The organism is Streptomyces griseomycini (assembly GCF_014203535.1).
GTDB lineage: Bacteria > Actinomycetota > Actinomycetes > Streptomycetales > Streptomycetaceae > Streptomyces > Streptomyces griseomycini.
Map to the genome: position 1 here is coordinate 35,339 of NZ_JACHJI010000013.1, position 21,169 is coordinate 56,507.

A 21,169-nucleotide genomic window follows, 5' to 3' on the forward strand; every position below is an offset into this window, starting at 1 on the left:
TCACTTCTCCTTGACGTCGGACGCGAGCTGGAGGTCGTGCCAGCCGGGGGCGAGCCTCAGGTCTTTCTCGTGGACCGCGCCGGAGCGGTCGCGCCACTTCAGCCGCACCCGCAGGGGTGCGTCGCCCTGCTCGCCGAGACCGATGTGCACGTCGTGGCTGCGCTTGCCGGAGTGGCCGCCGCCGCCATCGACCCGGCTGACTCTCCGGGTGCCGTCGGGCAGGGTCACGGACACCTGGGCGTCGACGACCGGTGATCCGGTGGGGTGGGTCAGCTTCAGGCCCAGGAAGTCGCCGGCTGCCGGGCTCTCGTTCAGGTAGAAGCCGGGCTCGCCCCACTGCCGTGCCACCGCCAGATCGAGCCTGCCGTCGCCGTTGGAGTCCCCGACGGCCATGCCGCGAGTGGGGACGGGCACGGCCAGGCCGAGCCTGTCCGACAGGTTCGCGTAGTCGCCGTCCGGTGTCCTGGCGAAGAACCGCATGGTCTGGGAGCCGGCCAGGTCGTCGCCCTTCCTGACGTGGGGCCACCAGCCGGGGTGGGCGACCAGGCCGTCGTTGGCGGTGGCCAGTTCCTGAAGCTGGGCCCAGCGGTTGTTCCGGCCCTTGACGAAGCCGGTGGCCTGGGTGATCTCCAGCTGGCTGTCGTTGTCGAAGTCGCCCATCTTCACGTCCCAGCCCCAGCCCGACCAGGCGAGGTTGAGGCCGCCGCTGCGGTCCACGTACGGCGCCTCGCCCCGGCTCATCCGGGCGCGCACGTCGTCCGTGCCGTCGGCGGTGCTCATGAACGCGAAGTTGCTCTCCTGGAGACCGAAGGAGGTGGTGATGTTGGAGACGAACATGTCGTGCAGCCCGTCCTGGTTCAGGTCCCCGAAGTCGATGCCCATCCCCTTGAAGGAACTCGCGCCTATGCGCTTGGACTTGGGAACCATCGGGTGGTGCGCGCCCTTCACCTCGCCGAACTTGATGCTGCCGGGCTCCGACCTGTTGTGCAGCAGTCGCGAGGTGCCGAAGTCGTGGGCGACGTAGAGCTCGGGCAGGTGGTCGCCGTCCAGGTCGGTGGCGGCGGCGCCGAGCGTCCAGCCGACGCGCATGTCCCGGGGCATGACGTCCTCGGCCTGGACGAAGCCGTCCTCGGTCCAGCGCAGGATGTGGTCCTCGCCGCCGTTGAGGGCGTTGGAGAGCGAGTCGTTCATGACCACGCCGCCCCGCACGGAGGGGTCGAGGACAGGGCTGTCGGGGAAGTAGTTGCCGATGAAGACGTCTTCGTGGCCGTCTCCGTCGAAGTCGGCGATCGTCACCGCGTTGCTGTGCCACCGGGGCCCCGTGTAGCGTGCCCTGCCCACATCGGCGACCAGCTCGACGGGTTCGAAGGCGTCGGCGGTCATGCCGTCCCCACCGGACCGGGCCTGGAAGATGATCGGGGTGCGGCCCCAGTAGTAGACGAGCAGGTCGCTGTTCCCGTCCTCGTTGAAGTCACCGGCTGCGCAGCCCATCGGGGCCATCACGTCGTCCATGGGGAGCGGGGCGGGATCGAGGACGAACGGCGCGTAACGGTCGCCGCGTTCGTCGGGCGCGGGCGTCACGACGACCTCGTCGATCCGGGGATCGGTGACGCAGAGGTCGTTCGAGAAGCCGTCGCCGTCGACATCGTTCATCGCGATGCCGGCGCCCACCGAGGAGATCCACGCCTCGATGTGCCGGTAGGACTTGTTGACCTTGCGGATCTCCTGCTGGTCGTAGCCGGCGGGCATGGCGATGGTCTTCGGGGTGAACGCGAAGGCGCTCGCCCGCTCGTCGGTCTGCGCGTTGGACGGCGTCGCGGGACGCACCACGATGTAGGTCACCACCATGAGGAGGACGGCGACGATTCCTGGGAGCTTCAGGTGGAGACGGGATCGCACGGTGGTCACGTGGCTAGCACCTTCCCCCGGAAACGAGTGCTCCGGCTATGCGTTGACGCCATGTCTCGTACGCGGGCGTGTCCACGCGGTCGGACGCGCCCGGCCGTGTCTCCCGGCAGACGCGTGCCGCCTCGGGCGGTTCCACGCCGCACAGCACCTCGGTCGCCAGCCGGGTGTGGGGCTCCGTCAGTCCGGCGCGTTCGCGCGCCTCCGCGGCGAACGCCGAACCCTGGAGGAGCTGCGGCCGGTGCTCCCCGGCACCGTCCCGCAGGCGCCGCAGTTCGTCCGCGCCGGCCCCGCCGGCGTAGGTCGCGGCCAGTCCCACCCCGCTGAGGAGGTCGCCGCGCCGGGCCGGGGCGAAGGCTCCGGCGAGCGCCAGGACAGCGTTGACGTCGGTGCCGCCGACGAACCACAGCGCCCGGCCGATCCCCTGGTCCACCGCGCGGTGCGCGTACGATGCCTGGTCCTGGGGCCACGGCAGCTTCCGCTCGCGGTGCTGCCCGTGGACGTAGCGGTCGGTGTGGAAGTACGCCTGGTGGAAGCCGTATCCGTCCAGGATCAGCCACCTCAGGAGCGGGTCCGTCTCCTGGACGTCCGGGTGCAGCATCCGCGGCAGCCGCGCCATGGCCCAGCCGACGCCGATGTAGGCCATGTACGTGTGCGCGCCTCCGCGCCCTGCCAGCAGGCCGCTGAGGCGTCGTCCCCCGCTGCCGGGCAGCGCGTCCATGATGGAGCAGCCCATGGCCGCGCCCTCGTAGGCGAAACCCCGGAACCGCCGGGGAACCGCTTCCAGTCGGGGCTCCGCGGCTTGCGGATCCGGTGCTTCGACGATCTGTCCGTAGCCTTCGAGGAAGCTGCGTCCGATAGTCTCCAGCAGTTCCTGGGCCTCCGGATCCTTTCTCCGGAATCCGCGGACTTCCAGACTCGTACTGGACAAGGCCGGGGTCAGTATTCGGCGCCGGAGCGCGCGCAATGCAGCCGTCACTGTGCGGTCCCCCTCGTCTGGGTACCTCAAGCGGTACGGAAAGACCTGCCGAATGTACCCGGCGGTTCGGGGCCGCTGTCTACTCGAAATGTGCGCTCCCTATTCCCGGCCCGAACTGCCGGATCGCGGGAGCGCGGGTTTCGACCCCCGGGAGAGCGCGAATGCACCGAGTGCCACCACGGGCGTCGAACGCTGCGGCCGCCGCGCTTCCGGTAGGGTTCCCCTGCTGGGAGAACACGACGAAGGCGAGGCCCGGAAATGAGCAGTCCAGCGATTGTGTCCCGAGAAGAATGGTTGGCGGCCCGCAAGGAACTGCTGGCACGAGAGAAGCAGTTCGACCGGGAACGGGACGCACTCAGTGCCCGGCGCCGGGCACTGCCGATGGTCGAGATCACCGAGCCGTACGTCTTCGACGGACCGAACGGCTCGTCCACCCTCCTCGACCTGTTCGACGGCCGTCGTCAACTCATCGTCTACCACTTCATGCTGGACCCCGACTGGGAAGCCGGCTGCACCGGGTGCTCGCTCCTCGCCGACAATATCGGCCACTTGGCGCATCTGCACGCGGCCCGCACATCGTTTGCCGCGGTTTCCCGTGCGCCGCTCGCAACCATCACGAAATTCCGCGAGCGCATGGGGTGGTCATTCCCCTGGTTCTCGTCCCACGGGACGTCGTTCAACTACGACTTCCACGTCACCATGGATGAATCCGTGGCACCGATTCTCTTCAACTTCCGCACGAAGGAGGAGTTACAGGAGGCCGGGATCGGTTCCTGGGCCCTGAGCGGGGAGCAGCATGGTCTGAGCGTTTTCCTCCGCGAGGACGAGAGGGTGTTCCATACATACTCGACCTACTCGCGCGGCACCGATCTCCTCAACGGTACGTTCAATTACCTGGATCTCACCCCGCTCGGGCGCCAGGAAGAGGCGGGGATCATGAACTGGGTCCGGCACCACGACGACTACGGTGACCGGAGCGGCCGGGAGGGCTGCGGCCACTGCGACGGCTGACGCCGCCCGCGACCGGGGGCGCCGGGGACGGTCGGCCCGTCCCCGGCGCCCCTTGGCCTCACGACCGGCCCGGACGCAGTCGCAGCAGCTGGCCGTCGGCCTCGCCGAGCGAGGTCGTGCGGTTGGTCAGGTAGATGTCACCGTCGGGGGCCACGGTGACCCCGCCGGGGTGCTCCAGTCCCTCGCGTGCCAGGACCGTCCGCCGTCCGTCCCGCTCGACGCGCACCAGCCGGCCGGTGCGGTCGGGCGAGTCGAAGCCCTTCTCGGCCAGTTCGAGCACCAGCATCCGTCCCTGGCGGTCGAAGGCGAGGTCGATGATGCCGGTGAACCCGCTCGTCACGACGACCGGCTTCCGTCCGGGCGCCATGCGCCAGATCCGGGCTTTCCCCGGCTGGGTCGGCTCGCCGCTGTACTCACTGATGTAGAAGGCTCCGTCGGGCCCCTTCACGATGGTCGACGGCACCGACTCGAGCGGCTTGCCGTCGACGACCTGGTCGGGCATCAGGGCCACCATGCGGACCGATCCGTTGTCGGTGACCGACAGGATGTTGTTGCCGCCGGCCTCCGCCACCAGGGTCCCGCCCGGCACCCGGGCGATCCCGTACGCGTTGGCGTTGACGTCCGCGCGGTGCGGGTTGTACCGCTGTTCGAACGCAAGGAGGTCCCCGACCGGGTGAAGACGGCCCTTCCTGTCGATGGTGCCGGTCTGTGCGAGCCCCCGCGCGGCCGGGCCCAGACCGTTGCGGGTGGCCGTCTCGCCGCCGAGGCCGAAGACGACGGAGATCCGCCCACGGCTCGCGTCGATGTCGTGCAGCCCGAGCACACTGAACTCGTTGATCACCGAAGGGAGACCGGTGGCGATGCGCTCGGTCTTCCTCTTCCCCGGGGTGTACGAGGTGACGGCCCCGGTGGCGCCGAAGCAGACGGGGTACCCGCCCACGCCGGGCGCACACGGGCCGGGTCCGCCCCGGCCGGCCTCGGTGACCAGGACGCGCCCGCCGTGGGCGTCCCAGGTGAGCCCGCGGGGGGTCACCAGGTTCTCGGCGACCACGTCGAGCCGTCCGTCGGCCCCGGCCTGCGAGGCGGTGCCGGTCATCAGTCCGCAGAACAGGGCAGTGGCGAGCGTGGCGGTGCACAAACGGCGCAGCATCAGGGCCTCCTGGGCGTCATCGTGGTGTGGAGCCGATCGTGCGGCGGGCGCTCCAGGTCTCCCGTCGGGTCGTGTCGGTCGCTTCGCGCTCGGTGTAGTCGTCCGAGACGGCGATGTCGGTGAATCCGGTGGCGCGCAGCGCGTTCCCGACCTCGTCGCGGGTGAAGTGGCGCTGCGCGTGCTGCTCGACCGATCGCCGGAACAGCTCACCCTCGGGTACGAAGAGGGAGACGAGGTATTCGTACGCGGGTGTGTCCGGCTTGTGCCGGGTCTTCCAGATGTAGGCGAAGTCGCCGAAGTCCTCGCCGAACTCGCCGAGGGCGGCGATCTCTTCGAAGGCGCGCCGGGTGCTGAGGTCGAAGACGAGCACCCCGCCGGGCCTGAGCGCCCGGGCGAGTTGGTGCAGGGTGGCGGTGAGGGCGTCTCCTCCCGTCAGGTAGTTCACCCCGTCGAAGCAGACGAGGGCCGCGTCGAAGGGGCCCAGCTCCGCGAGGCGCTCGTCGGGCACGGCCAGGCAGAGCAGTTCGGTGCCGGGGGCGGTGCGGGTCCGGGCGATGTCCAGCATCGGGGCGGACGCGTCGACCCCGGTGACCTCGTAGCCGTGGTCCTGCAGCGCTTTGATCGTCATACCGGTGCCGCAGCACACGTCGAGGACGCTCCGCACCTCGAGGCCGGATTCGGCAAATCGTCTTTTCGCGAAGCTGAGCCACTGGTCGTACGGGACGCGGTCGGCGGCCATCCAGCGGTCGTAGACCTGGGCGAGCGCGCTGTACGGAGCCCCGTACCCGTCGTCCGCCTCCGGCCGGGGGCTCATCGGGTGTCCCAGGGGCCGGCCTGCGCCATGTACCGCTGGCCGGAGACCTCCCCGGAGGAGGTCTGTGCCAGCCACTTCCAGAACGGCAGTGTCACGTCCGGTGCCGGCACGCCCGACAGGTCGAAGTCGGGCTCCGCCTCGGCGTAGCCGCGCGTGCGCATCCCTCCCGGATCGACGCAGGTGACGCCCACGCCGGTGTCGGTCAGCTCCGCCGCGATGATGCGCGATGCCTGGTCGAGGGCGGCCTTGCTGGCCCCGTAGATGCCCGCGCACGGGAACACGTCCACGGCCGCCTCGCTGGAGAGGTTGACCACCAGTCCGCCGGTCTTCCGCAGCAGCGGCAGCGCGAGCTGCGCCAGGGCCACGGGAGCGACCACATTGGTGCGGAGCACTTTCTCGAAGACGTCCACCGGGTGGTCGAGGAGCGGCCTGATCGGACTGACCCCCATCTGGGAGGCGTTGTTCACCAGCCAGTCGAGGCGTCCGAGCGAGCCGGCCTCGGCGATCAGCCGCTCCCGGTGCGCGGCCTCCCCCACGTCCCCCGCCACCGCGACGACGGTGACGCCCCGGTCGGTGAGCCGTTCGGCGACCGCCGCCAGATCGGACTCGGTCCGCGCGGTGAGCACGAGCTGCCAGCCGGCGCCGCCGAGGAACTCTGCGATGGTCTCGCCGAGGCCCGTGCTGGCGCCGGTGACCAGAGCGACACGTGATGGGGTGCGGGGGTCTGTCATGAACATCAGCTCCTGTGTCGGCGGGGGCGGTGCCCGCTCAGGTGGACAGGCGGATTCCGTGTTCGGCGTAGCAGCGGAGGAGGGTCAGGGCCTCGCCCCATCCGGTCGCGCACTCCCCGAACCGGGCGAGACCGGCCGCGGTCTGCGGCAGTCCCGTCTCCACCACCGTGAGCCAGGTGCCGTCCGGGTGCTCGGCGGTGGTGAAGGTGACCAGCGAGGGCGGTGTGCCCCAGGTGAACGCGAAGCGTTCGTTCGGCACGCACTCCTTGACCACCCCGTCGTCGGTGACATCGCTGCCGTCGTCGGTCCACCCGCGCCAGACCAGGTGCACCGGGCTGCCCTCGGACGGGCCGAAGGCCGAGCCGTCGGTGAACCACTTGTCCCAGCCCGTGCCGCTGGACAGCAGGTCGTACACGACGTCGGGCGCCACGCGGACCAGCGTGGAGTGCAGGATGTCGGGGACCTGAACGGCGCCCTGGGGGGTGCCGTTCTCGTCGGTGGTGCTCATGCCGTGCTCTCTCCTTGCTCTGTTCTGCGAACTCAGTCGGCGGATGCGGCGTAGACGGGCATCAGTTCCCTCCAGCGCGCGTCGGAGTCCGCCACCCCGGGCGTGCCGGCGAGGTGTGCTTCCAGGTTGTCGGTGTACATATGCCAGCCGGCCGCGTAGTCGACCGGGTCGGCCTCCGGGCCGAACCCCACGTGCTCGAGGAGCAGTCGGGTACCGCCGTCTTCCGTGGGCGACAGGTCCAGTTGCAGCTCGGACTCGCTCTCGCCGGTGTAGCGCCAGGTGACCCGCAGCCGGCTGGCCGGCTCCCAGGCCAGGACGCGGCAGACGATGGTGTCGCCGTGCTCGCCGCGGCCCTCGAGGACGTACTCCGCATCGGGCCCCGGTACGCCCTTGAGGACCGGACCGAACCAGTGAGGCAGCCGGTCCGGTTCGGTCCAGGCCCGCCACACCTCGTCGGGTGTCGCCGGAAGGACCCGGTCGAGCCTCGCCGTGCGTGCCGTGCGCGATGCCGTTCCGAGGGCGCTGAGCGATCCGCTCATCATGAACTCCGCTTCTGTGCGTGGGCGGGGAGAGGAGTGCACGGGGCCGGGCGTGATGGAAGTGCGCCGGCGGTGCGCGGCGCGGACGGGCCGGTCAGGCCCGGGCGATGAGCGTGGGATCCCCGGACTCGGCCGGCTCCGCCGCCCGGTCGGCCTCCGCGATCGGGCGGCCCAGGGCCAGCACGCCGACCCCGACGCCTGCGGCCACGACGAGCACCATGGCGGTGTTCAGGGAGGTGGCGTCGGAGAGCCACCCGTAAACGGTCGGCGTCGCGATGAACGCGGCGTACGCGGGCACCATCATGGCCGCCGCGACGATGTTGACGCGGCTGGGCGCCACCCGGGCCGCGGCGCTGAGGCAGGTGGGCTGTACGCCGGCGATGGCGATGCCCATGAGCAGGAACGCGAAGACGGAGAACCACAGGTCGAAGGCGCCCATCAGCAGCGCGCCGGAGAGGGCGGTTCCCGCCGCGGAGATCAGGAACGACCTGCGGATGCCCAGGGAGGCCACCAGCCAGGCGTTGATCATCCGGCCGATCATCATCGTGAGGCTGAAGAGGGCGAAGGCCGCGCCGCCGTAGACGATGGGGGCGTCGAGGAGCTGGTCGACGTAGATGACCGACCAGACCTGCACGATGCTCTCGACCGCGATGCCGAGCACGGTCATCACGAAGACCACGCGGAACAGCGGGTTGCGCATCAGCTTGACGAGTCCGGTGCCGCCCTCCGCCTCCGCGCCGCTCGGCGCCTCCTCGGGCTCTTCCCGGTTGACCGGCGGGTACCTGATGACGAAGGAGGCGAGGAGCACCGGCACCATGATGGCGACGAACAGCACGGCGACCCAGCGGTAGTTCATGTCCAGGCTGATCAGCGCACCCGCGCCGAGGGCGCTGATGACCGTGCCGCCGCTGTTGATCGCGTACATCATGTTCATCACTTCGCGGCCGCTGCGGGCCTGGATCTCCATGAACACGCTGTTGGTGGCGGTGTCGACCAGTGCGGATCCGAGGCCGGCGAGGACGAAGGCGATCAGCAGGCCCACGAAGTGGTCGCTCACGGCCAGCATCACGAGCAGCCCGATGAGGGCGAGTTGGCCGTAGATGCCGATCCAGCGGTGATCCAGGTAGCGGTAGATCCGCTTGGCGGCGAGCAGGGTCAGCAGTCCAACGACCGGCAGCAGCAGGTGCGCGGTGCCGAAGAACCCGTCACTCAGATCGAGGGAGCGGATGACCTCCGCCCAGGCGACCGTCATCACGCCGATGGCGATGCCGAACATGAAGAACTGGGCCCCGGAGAGCCAGGTGACGGCCCGTAAGTTCCACGTGGGTTCGGCTTTCGCCGAACCGGCCTCCTCCTGGTGCTCAGTCGTCACACTGTCTCCCGGTGCGCCGGATGCCACTGCCTGTGCGGAGTACTCCGGTACTTGGCGTACTCGTCGGTGTTCATCAACTCGAATACGGTGCTCATCTCGCTGCGCAGAATTCTCGAGACATCGACTGTCTCCACGAGCTTTTCGTAGAGCTCCGCCAACTCGGGGTCGGCGTCGACCTTCGGCATGACCTCGTCGTAGTGCGCGCGGTCGTGGAAGTAGGTGAGTTCGGCGTAGATCACCTCGTCCGCCGCCACGTCGACGCCGGATTCGATGTCCGAGCAGCCGTATTTCGCCGCCGGGTCGCTCACTTCCATGACAGTGCCCCCGATGGCGCCGTGCCGGCGGAACACTTCGACGGCGTCATAGACGACGGTGCGGAAATCCTCTTCGCGTGACCTGGGCACCCTGTGCAGGAACCAGATGAAATACACGGAATCCACCACCCAGCGAGATCTGGGCCCCGGGAAAGGGGGCCTGCGAATCGAGCTGTCCGGCAGGAGGCTATACGAATACGTAGTGAACGGCAAGGATCACGTCGGGCGCCCACGCCCCGCGCGGCGCCGGATCCGCCCCGGCTCCGCGCGCCACCGACGTGCCGCCGCCGCATGCCGGCACTGCGGCGGACCGGCGAGGAGGCCGCCGTCCCGGGTCGCTGCGGAGCACCGGACACGGAGGGCACGGAATCCTCGGTCGACTTCCGAACTGCCTTTTTCAATAGGGGCGTTGGCGGCCACGGACTTCCTCCGCAGGCGATCGGGGCGCCGGGGTCCGGGCCTGATCCGCGCGCCCGGCCGACACGGCCTCGCGGCCCCGTCCCCGCCGCGCTCCGCCCGTCCGGCACGGCCCGGCCGACCGGCCGGTTCGCCGGCCTCTCCGCACTCCCTTGCAAAGACCACGAATGTTACTATCGACAACGAGAGTAAAGGAGGCCGCTGTGAAACGTGAGTACGGACAGTTCTGCGGTCTGGCCGCCGCGCTGGACGTCATCGGTGAGCGGTGGACCCTCCTCATCGTGCGGGAGCTGCTGATCGGTCCCGCCCGCTTCAAGAGCCTGCTGGAGAACCTTCCCGGCATCGGTCCCAACCTGCTCACCGACCGGCTGCGGATGCTCGGCGACCACGGCCTGGTGGAGCAGACGTCCGTGGCCGACGACGGGCGCGCCCGGCTCTACCGGCTCACCGAGTCCGGACAGGAGCTGCGGGAGCCCGTCCTCACGCTCGCTCGCTGGGGCCTGAAGTTCCTCGACGAGTCGGACGCCGACGGGGCGACCCGCGCCGAGTGGGGCTTCCTCGCCGTGCAGGCGATGATCGTGGATGACGCCGTCCCCGAGGTGGACGAGGTCTACGAGTTCAGGGTCGGCGAGCAGACCTTCCAGATCCTGGTGCGCGGCGGCCGGGTGTCCTTCGAGCGCGGCGCGGTGGCGGAGCCCGCGCTGACCATCGAGTGCGACGCCGGTACGTTCGTCCGGGTGGGCGCACGGATGCTGTCCCCGTTCCACGCCATCGCCACCGGGGATGTGCGCATCAAGGGCGACCCGGAGGCCGTGCTCCGCTGCTCCCGGATGCTCGGCCTGGACTGAGCCAGCCGGCAGGCCCCCCGTTTCGTCGTTCGTCGCCCCACGCGGTGCGGGGCACGACGCAACGGTGCGCCCCCACCCGCGTGGGGGCGCACCGTCATGTCACGACCCAGGTCACTCGGCCGCCAGCTCGGCACCGCCCTGGACCACGTCGATCCTGCCGTCGGGACGGCCGTGGCACTTGATCGAGTTGAGCGTGTAGCGGCCGGCGCCGGTGTAGTCGCCCGACTTGCCGCGGAACGTGCCGTACAGCTTCGCGTTGGTCATCGGGCCCGCGATCGGGTCCGTCGGGTTCGACAGCTGCACGTCGCCGGCGCCGACGGTGCCGCGGTCGAAGGTGCGGTCCAGGTTGACCGCCGCCCAGCCGTAGTACCGGCCGCGCACGCTTTCCACGAACGGCATGTCGGCGTCGCGCAGGCGCTGCGCACGCGGACCGTCGCCGTGGATGGCCACCTCACCCTTGCGGGCGAGCGACGTGAGCGCGATACGGCCGAGCGACACGGGCACCTCGACCATCTCGCCCTTGCCGACGAAGCCGCTCGGGTAGAACGGCCGCAGCGTCTCGGAGAGGTAGTTGTGCTCCAGGTGGTTGCCGTCGTACTCGACGCTCAGCCCGCGGAACGGGAAGATCTCGTAGTGGCACGAGCCGTCCTCGTTCAGGCCCTTGAGCTCCTTCTCGACGGTGAGGTCGGTGCGGATCGTCGAGACGTTGGTGCTCGCGAGCACGCGGCCGAGGATGGAGTCGAACCACAGCGGCGAGAGCACCGCGCGGACCGCGCCGACGCCGGGGGTCATGATGACGACCCGGCCGCCGATGATGAGCGGCACCGTCTGGTCGAAGTACCCGGTCTCCTCGACCTCGGCCTCGCCGTACACCCGCTGCGGCTTCGCGCCCGTGATGTCGCCGGTGAGCACGCGCGCCCAGTCGGCGACCTCGGGATCGTCGTCCGTCGCGTACTTCTCGAGGACACCCAGAGCCCTCGGGCCGGCCGAACGCAGGGCCAGCCACAGGGCCCCCGAGCGGACCAGGCGGTCCTTCTCGGTACCGATCGTGTCGGAGATGAACGCGAGGCTCTCCTCCGGGTTGCGGTCGGCGAGCTCCCACAGCGCGCGCTCGCGCTCCAGGGGGCTCTCGTGCCCTTCGGAGACCTCCCGGAGCTCGCTGTCGCTACGCGTGTCGTACGGCAGGAACTTCTCGGTGATCGGCCGGGCGAAGTCCAGGTACTCCGCCGGGTCGTTGTACCGGGCGGCCGGCGGCGGCGTCAGGGCCACCAGCCCTTCCTTCATCCGGGATTCGATCGATTGGGTCATGTTTCCTCCGCAGATAGGCAGTGCACCCCATGCGAGGTAGTTATATGAAAACTAAGTCACCTCTACCTGTCAAGCACGATGCATCCGGGAATCCCTTGGCGGATACTGGGGACTGTAGATCATCTACTTAAGGAACGTGTGGCCATATGGAACGAGCTGAACGTCCTGATCTGCCCTCCGTGACCACCACCGCCGCCTTGCTGCGCCTCGGCCGGATCCTGTCGACCGTCTCCGCGGGCACCACCCGCCACCTGGTGCGACACGCCTGGCGGCGTCTGGGGGGACGACCGACCACCGCCGCGGACTGGCCCGAGGAGCTCTCCCGGATCGTCGAGCGACTGGGCCCTGCCTTCATCAAGTTCGCCCAGATCGCCAGCACCCGTGAGGACGTCCTGCCGCCCCGCGCCTGCGCGGCGCTCAGACGCCTGCACGACAACGTCGAACCCATGCGGCCCCAGGACGTCCACCAGGCGCTGACGGAGCATCTCGGCCCCGAACGGGCGAAGTCGCTGACGGACTTCCATCCCGAACCCCTGGGGTCGGGCAGCATCGCCTGCGTCTACCCGGCCCGTCTGAGCGACGGGACCCAGGTCGCCGTCAAGCTCCGCCGGCCCGGCCTCACCGACACGGTCCGCCGCGACGTCGCCATCCTCAGCACGGTCTTCGCGCTCGCCGGACGCCTGCCGGGGCTCCGCGGAGCCCCGCTCGCCGACATGGCGCACGCCGTGGGGGCGAGCGTGCTCCGCCAACTCGACCTCGACGCCGAAGCACGGAATCTTGCCCTGCTCCGGGACGACCTCTCCACCCTCGAGTTCATCGCCGTACCCGCACCCGTCACGGAGCTGTGCGGAGAGTCCTGCGTCGTCATGGACTTCGTGCCCGGGGTACGCGACCACGTCGAGGTGGCCGAACTGAGCACCGAGCGCCGCCGGGTGCTCGCCGACCAGACGCTCCGGGCCGTCTTCGAGATGCTGTTCTGCACCGGGCTGGTCCACTGCGACCTGCACCCCGGCAACCTGCGCCTCACCCGCACCGGCTCCGTGGTCGTCCTCGACGCCGGGTTCGTCTACCGCGTCCCCGAAGTCGTACGGGAGAACCTGGCCCTGTTCTTCCTCAACCTCGGCTTCCGCAACGGCCCCCGGTGCGCCGAAGCGGTGCTGGCCAGCGCCGAACAGGTCGACCGGCACAGCGACACGGCTGCCTTCACCGCGGACATGACCCGCCTCGTCGACCGGTACGGCGGCACCACCGCCCGCGACTTCGACCTGATCGCGTTCTCCACCGAACTGTTCGCCAGCCAACGGCGCAACGGCATCTACGCCTCGTCGGAGTTCGTGTTCCCCCTCCTCGCGCTCCTCATGGTGGAGCAGACGGTCCGTCGTCTCGACCCGGACGTGGACTTCCAGGCCATCGCCCGCCCCATCGTCTTCCGCGCGGCGTCGGGCCGCCCCGCCGGTGAGCGCCGCCGTCGGCTGGAGACCGCGGGCTGAGCGGAAGCCGACGCGAAGAAGCGGCCCCGGGCTCTGACGATCGTCGCCACCCGGTCTCCCGGGTGGCGACGATCGTCAGTCACGGGGGTGCCGCTCCAGCGCCGGAACGGTGGGCGCCGCCTCCTCGACGGGGTGCGGTGGCGGCGTGAACGGACCCCAGGTGAACGCGGGCAGCCACGTCGCCGGCGGCGCGCTCCAGGACAGCTCGCCGATCTGCCGGGCCGTGCGCCGCCCGGTCAGCGCGCGGAAGACCTCCCTGCTCCCTCCGCCCAACGTGGCGGCCGGTTCGCCCTTCCCGGCCACCCACACCCGGTCGGGCGTCCGGACGTGCAACGCGGGCAGGCCGTGCTCGTGCAGCGCCAGGGTGAAGCCCGTGACGGCGAGATCCAGCGCGTCGGCGAGGGCGGGGTGGCAGTCGGGCGGGGGTACGCCGAGGGCGGAACGGAGATCAAGCTCGTGCGAGAACGCGTCCAGCGGAAGGATGCGGCGGCGCAGCCAGTCCGCGCGTGGCAGCACCCCTGCCAGCTCCTTCTCCAACTCGGCCCAGGTGGTGACGAGTTCGTCGACAGGGATCCCCGGAGGCGGGGGCGGCGGCTCGCTGATCTCACCCGGGTCCTCGTCGACGGCCAACCGGCAGACCAGCACGAGATGTCCCACGAGATCGCGCACGCTCCAGCCGGGACAGGCCGGCACCGGGAGCTCCGCGACCGACGGGCACGAGGTGACGAGCCGGGTGATGTTCTCCCGACAGGCGCGGTAGGTGAGGTGGTGGACGGCGTCCGGTAGCGGTTCGGCGGTCGTGCCGGTCATACAGCAGACTCCTCTCGGGGGCGGCGGCGCGGCGGCCACCGGCGGGGACTCGCGCTGTGGCCGGCGCCGTGGCGTCGTTCCGGACCGCCGTCCGCGCCACACCTGCGGCGGGTGCCCCCGTGTCGTCTCCTCCCGGGTGGGTGGCGTCAGTCGCCCTCGACGATCCCCGCCCGGTAGCCGTCGGCCACGATCCGTCGAGCGGCGTGCTGGTAGTACGCATCGTCCTCGGGCAGCTCCGTGGCGAGGCCGCTGACGTAGCGGTTGTACATGCAGAACGCCGCGGCGATCAGAACGGTGTCGTGCAGGTCCGTGTCGTCCACGCCCTCGGCGCGGGCCGCCGCGATCGTCTTGTCGGAGACCGGCCGCGCGGCGCTCTGGACCTCGGCCGCCACGGCCAGCAGCGCACGCAGCCGGCCGCTGACCGGTGCGGTGCCGGGGTCGGCCAGCACGTCCCGGACCAGTTCCCGACCGCCCGTCAGTTGCGCGGCGGCGAAGGCCCCGTGCGAGGAGGCGCAGAACTCGGTGCCGTTGAGACGTGAGACGTACGCCGCGATCAGCTCGCGCTCTCCCGGTTCGAGCGAGGAAGGCGCCCTCAGCAGAGCGTCCGCGAGGTCGCCCAGCGGGCCGCCGGTGTCGGGGCGGTGGACCATCAGGCCGGTGATTCCGGGGAGGTCGTTGTTCAGTGCGATATGGGGCATGGCTCTTCCTCCGGGAGAAGGGGAGACAGACGACCGGTGAGGGACGGGGGCGCGGAACGACGGGGCCTCGTGCTGCCAGGAAGCTAATGAACCGTCCCGTCGGTGGCAACAGCCCGCGGGAGCGGGGGGAACTTCCCGTGTCGTGGCCGGACCTCCGACCGCCGGGGGGGGACGGGACGACTGGCCCTTCTGCGATCAAGCCCCCGAGCAGCGGGGTCCGTTCGGTGAGGGACGGGACGGCGGGCACCGGGCACACCGCAGGCGGGCCACCGGGTCGGTCGGCGGGGCGCGGGCATCCACGGACCGGCCCCCACAAGGAGAGCACGAGGGAAGAAGCCCTCCCGCGCACGATCCTGGTGTAATGAGCCACCTTTCCCTGAGCGCGGAGGTTCAGGCATGGCCATCAGCACGGGAGCGTTACCGCACACCCTGCGGGGCGGGCTCGACTCCCTCAACAGCCGTCACCACCAACTCGGTCTGCGCGTATTCGTGGTCATCGTCGTCGCGCACTGGGCGGAGCACCTGGTCCAGGCGTACCAGATCTACGTCTTGGGCTGGACGATCCCGGAGGCGCGCGGCGTGCTCGGGATTCCGTTCCCGTGGCTCGTCACTTCGGAATGGATGCACTACGGCTACGCCCTGGTGATGATGGTCGGCCTGTTCCTCCTGCTCCCGGGCTTCGCCGGCCGCTCGGGCACCTGGTGGAAGGTGTCGCTCGGCATCCAGGTGTGGCACCACCTGGAGCATCTGCTGCTCCTGGTCCAGGCGCTCGCGGGCGCGCACCTGCCGGGCAAGGCCGCTCCGACGAGCCTGGTTCAGCTGATCATGCCCCGGGTGGAACTGCACCTCTTCTACAACACCTTGGTGACGGTCCCCATGGTGGTGGCGATGTACCTCCACACCCGCGCGGACCGGCCGGACAACGCCACCGCGCGGTGCGCCTGCGCGCCGAAGGATTGACGGCATGAACACAAGCGGGAGAAAACCCTCCGGGTTCGTCTCCCTGCTGCTCCTGCTGGCCGGAGTCCTGCTGTTCTGGATGTCGGTGCCGAACCTCGGCACCGCCGCCAGGGCCGCCACGGCGGACGGGCCGCGGGGCACCTTCACCGCGGCCCGTCTCATGTGCTTCGGGCACGCCGGACACACCACCTGCGAGTGGACAGGAACGTTCCGGTCCGACGACGGCACCGTGGAGCTCGAGGGCGTCAAGCTGTACGGCAGCGGCCGTGACACGTTCGAGGCCGGACAGACGGCGCCCGCCGTGGACGTGGGCCACGCGGGGCGGGTCTACAGTCCGACCGGATCGCACGCATGGATCATCACGGCCGTGCTGGCAGTACTCGCCTACATCCTGTTCGCGGTCGTGGCCCGCCGGCACCTCACGCCTCCCCCGCTCCCCCGGGAGAAGAGAAGCAGCCCACCGACGATCCGTGAGGGGTACACCACGGACGGGTCGTCCCCGGACAACGGGCGAGACCCACGCGAAACAGCTTCAGTCCCGCTCCCCTCTCCTCCTCCGCTCGGAGGTCACCGACGCCGATGAGGCAGGGGATTGTTTCCGCTGTTGCGGGCCGAGCAGCGGACCTGACGAGGTGTCAAGGAAGTCAGCGTCAGGTCAGCAGAAGCACCACCACAGCCACTCGCAGACGGCCGCACCACGGAATCGCCCGCCACCCCCACTCAGGTCCGCAACCCACTCAGTCGTTTCCGCAGGTCAGCGTGTCCTTCCCCGTGGTTTCAAGGGGACCGGCGGGAGTTCCGGAGCAGGCAGCGGGGGCCCGTCGTACCCTTTCACTTCCCCGAACCGCGTCCCTTCCATCCAGTCCCGACGGGCCTGCTCGATCTCCTCCTGCGACCGTCCGATCCAGTTCCAGAACATGATCAGCTCCTCCCCGAACGGCTCGCCGCCCAGGAGCATCAGGCCCGCGTCCGACTCGGCGCGCAGCGGGAGTTCGCCGCGGCCGCAGCCGAGGTAGAGCATCGAGCCGGGGAGCACCGGTACACCGTCGACGTGGGCCTCGCCGGACATGGAGAGCACGGCGTACTCGAAGTCCGGTTCCAGCGGCAGGCGGACGTCCGCGCCGCGGGTCAGGGCGAGGTCGGCGCCGACGATCGGGGTGTACGCCGTGCCGGGCGAGGTGGCCCCGTCGAGGTCGCCGAGGACCAGTGTGGCCTCGAGGCCCCGCGCCGTGACGACCGGCAGGTCGGCGTGGTGCTCGAAGCGGGGCTCGGTGTGACGGTGGCCGTCCGGGAGCGCGACCCACAGCTGGGCGCCGTGCAGGAAGCGGGCGTGCGAGCGGGGGCTCTCCTCGGAGTGGCTGATCGCCCGGCCGGAGGTCATCAGACCCAGCTCGCGCGGGCGGATCGTCTGGAGGCTGCCCGTGGAGTCACGGTGCAGCACCTCCCCCTCGTGCAGCCAGCTCACCGTCTGCAGCCCCATGTGCGGGTGCGGCGGCACCTGCATGCCGGGTTCGTCGGCGATGTCGTCGGGGCCGTAGTGGTCGACGAAGCACCAGGCGCCGACCATGCGACGCCCCAGGTTGGGCAGCAGACGCCGGACCTCGCCGGACTCGCCGAGCTTGACGTGCCGAGGGCTGAGGAGCTCCCGCACGGGTTCCGCCACGACGAAGCCCCGGCCGCCGCACGGGGAGGGAACCGCCTCGCGCTCAAGATTGCTCATGCCGGACAACCTAGCCCCGCGGGGCACCGTGCGTCAGTCCGTCGCCCCGCCCGTGGCGGTGGTTCCGGATACCGGCGGTGGAGTCCGTCCGAAAACAGTAGCCATGGCTATGATAGCCATGTACGGTATTCGTCATGAGCTCGGCATACGAGGGCGCGACGCCCGGATTCCTGGTCTGGCGGCTGTCCATGAAATGGCGCGTGGCGGTCGACCGCGCGGTGGCCCCGCTCGGCCTGACGCACGCGCAGTACTCCGTGGTGGCGACGCTGCACGGGATGCGGCGCTCCGGTGAACGGCCCAGCCAGCGCCGCCTCGCCGACCACACGGGACTCGAGCCGCTCTACGTGTCGAAGCTCGCCCGCGCCCTGGAGGCCGCCGGCCTCCTGGAGCGCACCCGGGACCCCCGTGACCCGCGCGCCGTGCAACTGGCGCTCACCGAGCGGGGCGTCGAGGTCACCCGACGGGCGATCGAGATCGTCCAGGAACTCCTGCGCCAGTTGCTGGAACCGCTCGGCGGTCTCGACGGCGCGCGCACCCGGGCGTTCATGCACGATCTGACGACCCTGCTCGACACACCTCTCGCCACACCTCTCGACCCTTCAGCCGATCACGCGAGCGAGCACGAGACGGAGCAGTCATGACCACCACCCCGCCCCTTGTCAACGGCCGTGTCATCGGCCTGGCCCACTACGCCGGCCGCGCGGTCCTCGAGAGCGTGCTGGTCCGCCACGGCGTCACCTTCCAGCAGTCCGTCGCCCTCCGGGCCGTCGTCGTGTCCGGCCCCGGCCCGGTCGACCGCGCCCGCCTCGCCGGGGACGTCTCCGGCTCCCTCAAGATCCCCCCGGCGGAGGCCGACGGCGTGGTCGACGAGCTGATCGCCTCGGGGCTGCTGGCCCCGCACGAGCCGTCCGGGGTGCGGATCACGGACGCCGGACGGGAGGTGCACGAACGGAGTTCGGCCGAGACCGGGGTGATCTCCGCCCGGATCTACAGCGGCATCCCCGCCGAGGACCTGGCCGTCGCCGGACGGGTGCTCACCCTCGTCACCGAGCGGGCCGACGCGGAACTGGCCGCCACGGCCGACGCGGCCCCCCGGGGGATCCGCGGAGGGGAACACGGAGCGGAATAGGACGCCGCCCGAGACCGTTGTCGGCCCCGAAGGAGGTACGAGTGGACACCACGTACTACGACCACGGAACACCGGCCGAGCGCTGGGAGCGGGCCGGGATGTTCTTCGACGCCAAGGACTACGCCGCCGCCGCGCGCGTCCTGGACGGTCTGGTCGAGGAGGTGCCGGAGCAGACCGGGCCGCGGCTGCTGCTGGCGCGGGCCTACTACCACTCGGCCCAACTGCGCCGCGCGGAAGCAGAGCTGCGCGTCATCGTGGAGCGCGACCCGGTGGAGCACTACGCCCGGCTGATGCTCGGCCGCACGCTCGAGCGGCAGGGGCGGCACGAGGAGGCCCAGCCGCATCTGCGCATCGCCTCCGCGCTGGCGGGGCGGTTCGACGAGGAGTAGGGCGCTCCCTGTCGCCCTGTCGCCCTGTCGCCCTGTCGCCCTGTCGCTTTGTCGCCCCGTCGTCGGCATGGCCGGTGCCCGGTTCCCCTCGGGGAGCCGGGCACCGGCACGACCACGGCTCACGTCCTTCCCCCGCGTGGCATCCTGGCGCGATGGGAACTCCGAACGATCACGTACCCCTGGCCGAGCAGGTCGAGGAACTCCTCGCCACGGGCGGACCGTTGCCCATCGTCGCGGCCGGCGACCCGGTGCTGCGGCGCGGCACCGAACCCTTCGACGGTCAGCTGGAACCCGCGCTGCTGGCCCGGTTCGTCGAGGCGCTGCGGATCACGATGCGCGCGGCGCCGGGGGTCGGGCTGGCCGCGCCGCAGGTCGGGGTGGCGCTGCGGATCGCGGTGATCGAGGATCCGGCACCGGTTCCGGAGGAGGTGCGGCTGACGCGCGGGAGGGTGCCGCAGCCGTTCCGGGTCCTGGTGAATCCGTCGTACGAGCCGGTCGGAGCGAGGCGGGTCGCCTTCTTCGAGGGGTGCCTCAGCGTGCCGGGGTACCAGGCGGTGGTGGCGCGGCCCGCCGAGGTGCGGCTGACCGGGCAGGACGAGCACGGACGGGCGCTGGACGAGGTGTTCACCGGGTGGCCCGCGCGGATCGTGCAGCACGAGACCGATCACCTCGACGGCACCCTGTACCTCGACCGCGCCGAGCCGCGCTCGCTGTCGTCCCACCAGGCGGTGGCGGAGCACTGGTCGCAGCCGACGGCCGAGCGGGCCGCGCGGGCGCTGGGCTTCGAGCTGCCCTAGGGTCTCTCGTTTGGACCGGGCCGGATCAGGGAGCGGGGTCCGGTGCCGTGCCTCGCGAGGCGGAGGAGGGCGGCAGGGCGGAGCCCCGCCGGCCGACGACAACGCGGCGAGGCACGGTGCCGGGGCCCGCGAGCCCGGCATGATCCAAACGAGAGACCCTGGTGCTCCAGGGCGGTGCCGACCGACGAGCACGCCGCGGGAAGGCACGGGAGATCCGCCGGGGCACGGAGCGGGGCGCCGCCCGGCGCGAGGTGGCGGCCGCCCCGGACCTCGCGTCCGGCGAGGCACGGGAGCTGCCGCGTGCGCGGGCGGACGGACGGGGTCGGGCCCGGTTCCGGGGTGCGGGCAGGAGAGGTCGCGTTCGCTTCCGGAGCCGACGGTGAACGCGTGGAGGAGGTCGTCGTGGTCGGCGATCGGCACCGGGACGCCGATGCCCCGGGAGGGGGGAACGTGTGGGAGGTGGTGGCGTGGATCTCACCCCCCGGATGGAACGCCTCACATGGCAGGTCCTCCCGGCGGGTCCGAGCGGTGCGACAGCCGGGGCCGGGTCGTAGGCTGCGTCCATGACCGAGATCCAGGACCTGACGCCCCGCGACGCCTTCGAGCTGCTGCTGGCAGGTAACCAGCGCTTCGTCACGGGCTCCCCCGAGCACCCCAACCAGGACGCCACCCGCCGCGCCGAGATCGCACCGTCCCAGCAGCCCTTCGCCGTGCTGTTCGGATGCTCCGACTCCCGGCTGGCCGCCGAGATCATCTTCGACCAGGGATTGGGGGACCTGTTCGTGGTGCGCACCGCCGGGCACGTCGTCGGCGCGGAGGCGTTGGGCAGCATCGAGTACGGCGTGAGCGTGCTGGACTGCCCCCTGGTCGTGGTGCTGGGTCATGACTCGTGCGGGGCCATCGCGGCGGCCCGCGCCGCCGCCGACGGCGGCCAGGTGCCCGCCGGCTTCGTCCGGGACGTCGTCGAGCGGGTGACCCCGAGTGTGCTGGCGGCCCGCGCCGCCGGACGCGACCAGCCCGAGGAGATCCTCGCCGAGCACATCCGGCACACCGTCGACCTGCTGCTGGAACGCTCCCGCGTCCTGGCCGACCGAGTGGCCGCCGGCCGGGCCGCCGTGGTGGGTCTGTCCTACCGCCTGGCCGACGGCAGTGCGCAACTCGTCGCGTCCCGCGGCCTCGACGCGGCGGTCCCCGCCGCGTCCTGACCGCCCCGGCAGCGGCGGTCCCGCGTGGGTTCACCGCGGTCGGCGTCCGCCACCACCGCCGCTCACCACGCCGGC

The 21,169-nt window shown here is 70.9% G+C and carries 23 protein-coding genes; 10 read left to right on the forward strand and 13 right to left on the reverse strand.

Features of this window, described 5'->3' with window-relative positions; genetic code table 11:
* Together FHS37_RS29495 and FHS37_RS29500 are read right to left on the reverse strand one after the other, a co-directional pair.
* Positions 1-1,848, reverse strand: coding sequence for a CRTAC1 family protein (locus FHS37_RS29495; protein ID WP_184827028.1), 1,848 nt, complete (start codon positions 1,846-1,848; stop codon positions 1-3).
* A 64-nt stretch (positions 1,849-1,912) separates the two neighbouring features.
* Positions 1,913-2,884 carry a DUF1702 family protein gene (locus FHS37_RS29500; RefSeq protein WP_184826774.1) on the reverse strand — a complete coding sequence of 324 codons (972 nt, stop codon included), beginning with the start codon at positions 2,882-2,884 and terminating at the stop codon, positions 1,913-1,915.
* A 258-nt stretch (positions 2,885-3,142) separates the two neighbouring features.
* Here FHS37_RS29500 and FHS37_RS29505 point away from each other — a divergent pair, with 258 nt between their 5' ends.
* Positions 3,143-3,895: a DUF899 domain-containing protein gene (locus FHS37_RS29505; RefSeq protein ID WP_184826777.1), complete on the forward strand. Its 753-nt coding sequence runs from the start codon at positions 3,143-3,145 to the stop codon at positions 3,893-3,895.
* A 58-nt stretch (positions 3,896-3,953) separates the two neighbouring features.
* Here FHS37_RS29505 and FHS37_RS29510 read toward each other — a convergent pair whose 3' ends face one another.
* From FHS37_RS29510 to FHS37_RS29540, 7 genes are all read right to left on the reverse strand, one after another.
* Complete coding sequence (locus tag FHS37_RS29510) at positions 3,954-5,045, reverse strand: ScyD/ScyE family protein (RefSeq protein ID WP_184826779.1); 1,092 nt, start codon at positions 5,043-5,045, stop codon at positions 3,954-3,956.
* Positions 5,046-5,061: 16 nt separating this feature from the next.
* Complete coding sequence (locus FHS37_RS29515) at positions 5,062-5,859, reverse strand: class I SAM-dependent DNA methyltransferase (RefSeq protein WP_184826781.1); 798 nt, start codon at positions 5,857-5,859, stop codon at positions 5,062-5,064.
* Positions 5,856-6,590 (reverse strand): SDR family NAD(P)-dependent oxidoreductase, encoded by a 735-nt coding sequence (locus FHS37_RS29520; protein WP_184826783.1) that lies wholly within the window; start codon positions 6,588-6,590, stop codon positions 5,856-5,858. The genes FHS37_RS29515 and FHS37_RS29520 overlap by 4 nt, the downstream gene beginning before the upstream one ends.
* Before the next feature lie 37 nt (positions 6,591-6,627).
* Positions 6,628-7,098: an SRPBCC family protein gene (locus FHS37_RS29525; protein WP_184826785.1), complete on the reverse strand. Its 471-nt coding sequence runs from the start codon at positions 7,096-7,098 to the stop codon at positions 6,628-6,630.
* A gap of 32 nt (positions 7,099-7,130) precedes the next feature.
* A complete protein-coding gene (locus FHS37_RS29530; RefSeq protein ID WP_184826787.1) occupies positions 7,131-7,637 on the reverse strand; it encodes an SRPBCC family protein in 507 nt (168 codons plus the stop codon).
* Between the two features lie 94 nt (positions 7,638-7,731).
* Positions 7,732-9,009 (reverse strand): MFS transporter, encoded by a 1,278-nt coding sequence (locus tag FHS37_RS29535; protein ID WP_229890077.1) that lies wholly within the window; start codon positions 9,007-9,009, stop codon positions 7,732-7,734.
* Positions 9,006-9,452, reverse strand: a complete 447-nt coding sequence (locus tag FHS37_RS29540) for a DUF1428 family protein (RefSeq protein ID WP_229890078.1) — start codon at positions 9,450-9,452, stop codon at positions 9,006-9,008. Before FHS37_RS29540 ends, FHS37_RS29535 begins: the two co-directional genes overlap by 4 nt.
* Positions 9,453-9,943: 491 nt before the next feature.
* Here FHS37_RS29540 and FHS37_RS29545 point away from each other — a divergent pair, with 491 nt between their 5' ends.
* Positions 9,944-10,588, forward strand: a complete 645-nt coding sequence (locus tag FHS37_RS29545; RefSeq protein WP_229890079.1) for a winged helix-turn-helix transcriptional regulator — start codon at positions 9,944-9,946, stop codon at positions 10,586-10,588.
* A gap of 111 nt (positions 10,589-10,699) precedes the next feature.
* On the opposite strand, the gene FHS37_RS29550 is transcribed toward FHS37_RS29545, so the two are convergent.
* Positions 10,700-11,896, reverse strand: coding sequence for a HEAT repeat domain-containing protein (locus tag FHS37_RS29550; RefSeq protein ID WP_184826793.1), 1,197 nt, complete (start codon positions 11,894-11,896; stop codon positions 10,700-10,702).
* Between the two features lie 146 nt (positions 11,897-12,042).
* Here FHS37_RS29550 and FHS37_RS29555 point away from each other — a divergent pair, with 146 nt between their 5' ends.
* Positions 12,043-13,386, forward strand: a complete 1,344-nt coding sequence (locus FHS37_RS29555; RefSeq protein ID WP_184826795.1) for an ABC1 kinase family protein — start codon at positions 12,043-12,045, stop codon at positions 13,384-13,386.
* A 75-nt stretch (positions 13,387-13,461) separates the two neighbouring features.
* Here FHS37_RS29555 and FHS37_RS29560 read toward each other — a convergent pair whose 3' ends face one another.
* Both FHS37_RS29560 and FHS37_RS29565 read right to left on the reverse strand, forming a co-directional pair.
* Positions 13,462-14,196 carry a maleylpyruvate isomerase family mycothiol-dependent enzyme gene (locus tag FHS37_RS29560; RefSeq protein ID WP_184826797.1) on the reverse strand — a complete coding sequence of 245 codons (735 nt, stop codon included), beginning with the start codon at positions 14,194-14,196 and terminating at the stop codon, positions 13,462-13,464.
* A 146-nt stretch (positions 14,197-14,342) separates the two neighbouring features.
* On the reverse strand, positions 14,343-14,894 hold the full coding sequence (locus FHS37_RS29565) for a carboxymuconolactone decarboxylase family protein (RefSeq protein ID WP_184826799.1): 552 nt from the start codon (positions 14,892-14,894) through the stop codon (positions 14,343-14,345).
* A gap of 396 nt (positions 14,895-15,290) precedes the next feature.
* On the opposite strand from FHS37_RS29565, the gene FHS37_RS29570 reads away from it, so the two are divergent.
* Together FHS37_RS29570 and FHS37_RS29575 are read left to right on the forward strand one after the other, a co-directional pair.
* Entirely contained in the window at positions 15,291-15,854 is a 564-nt protein-coding gene (locus tag FHS37_RS29570; RefSeq protein WP_184826801.1) for a hypothetical protein, read from the forward strand.
* A 4-nt stretch (positions 15,855-15,858) separates the two neighbouring features.
* Positions 15,859-16,437: a hypothetical protein gene (locus FHS37_RS29575; protein ID WP_229890080.1), complete on the forward strand. Its 579-nt coding sequence runs from the start codon at positions 15,859-15,861 to the stop codon at positions 16,435-16,437.
* A 171-nt stretch (positions 16,438-16,608) separates the two neighbouring features.
* On the opposite strand, the gene FHS37_RS29580 is transcribed toward FHS37_RS29575, so the two are convergent.
* Positions 16,609-17,574, reverse strand: coding sequence for a pirin family protein (locus FHS37_RS29580; protein WP_184826803.1), 966 nt, complete (start codon positions 17,572-17,574; stop codon positions 16,609-16,611).
* A 134-nt stretch (positions 17,575-17,708) separates the two neighbouring features.
* Here FHS37_RS29580 and FHS37_RS29585 point away from each other — a divergent pair, with 134 nt between their 5' ends.
* The 5 genes from FHS37_RS29585 to FHS37_RS29605 all read left to right on the forward strand — a co-directional run bounded on the left by FHS37_RS29585 (position 17,709) and on the right by FHS37_RS29605 (position 21,094).
* On the forward strand, positions 17,709-18,215 hold the full coding sequence (locus FHS37_RS29585) for a MarR family winged helix-turn-helix transcriptional regulator (protein ID WP_184826805.1): 507 nt from the start codon (positions 17,709-17,711) through the stop codon (positions 18,213-18,215).
* Entirely contained in the window at positions 18,212-18,703 is a 492-nt protein-coding gene (locus tag FHS37_RS29590) for a MarR family winged helix-turn-helix transcriptional regulator (RefSeq protein WP_184826807.1), read from the forward strand. Before FHS37_RS29585 ends, FHS37_RS29590 begins: the two co-directional genes overlap by 4 nt.
* A gap of 41 nt (positions 18,704-18,744) precedes the next feature.
* On the forward strand, positions 18,745-19,092 hold the full coding sequence (locus FHS37_RS29595) for a tetratricopeptide repeat protein (RefSeq protein WP_184826809.1): 348 nt from the start codon (positions 18,745-18,747) through the stop codon (positions 19,090-19,092).
* Positions 19,093-19,244: 152 nt separating this feature from the next.
* Positions 19,245-19,889 carry a peptide deformylase gene (locus tag FHS37_RS29600; protein WP_184826811.1) on the forward strand — a complete coding sequence of 215 codons (645 nt, stop codon included), beginning with the start codon at positions 19,245-19,247 and terminating at the stop codon, positions 19,887-19,889.
* Between the two features lie 563 nt (positions 19,890-20,452).
* The gene (locus FHS37_RS29605) at positions 20,453-21,094 is read left to right on the forward strand and encodes a carbonic anhydrase (protein WP_184826813.1); all 642 of its coding nucleotides are present in this window, start codon (positions 20,453-20,455) and stop codon (positions 21,092-21,094) included.
* Positions 21,095-21,169 lie beyond the last annotated feature (75 nt).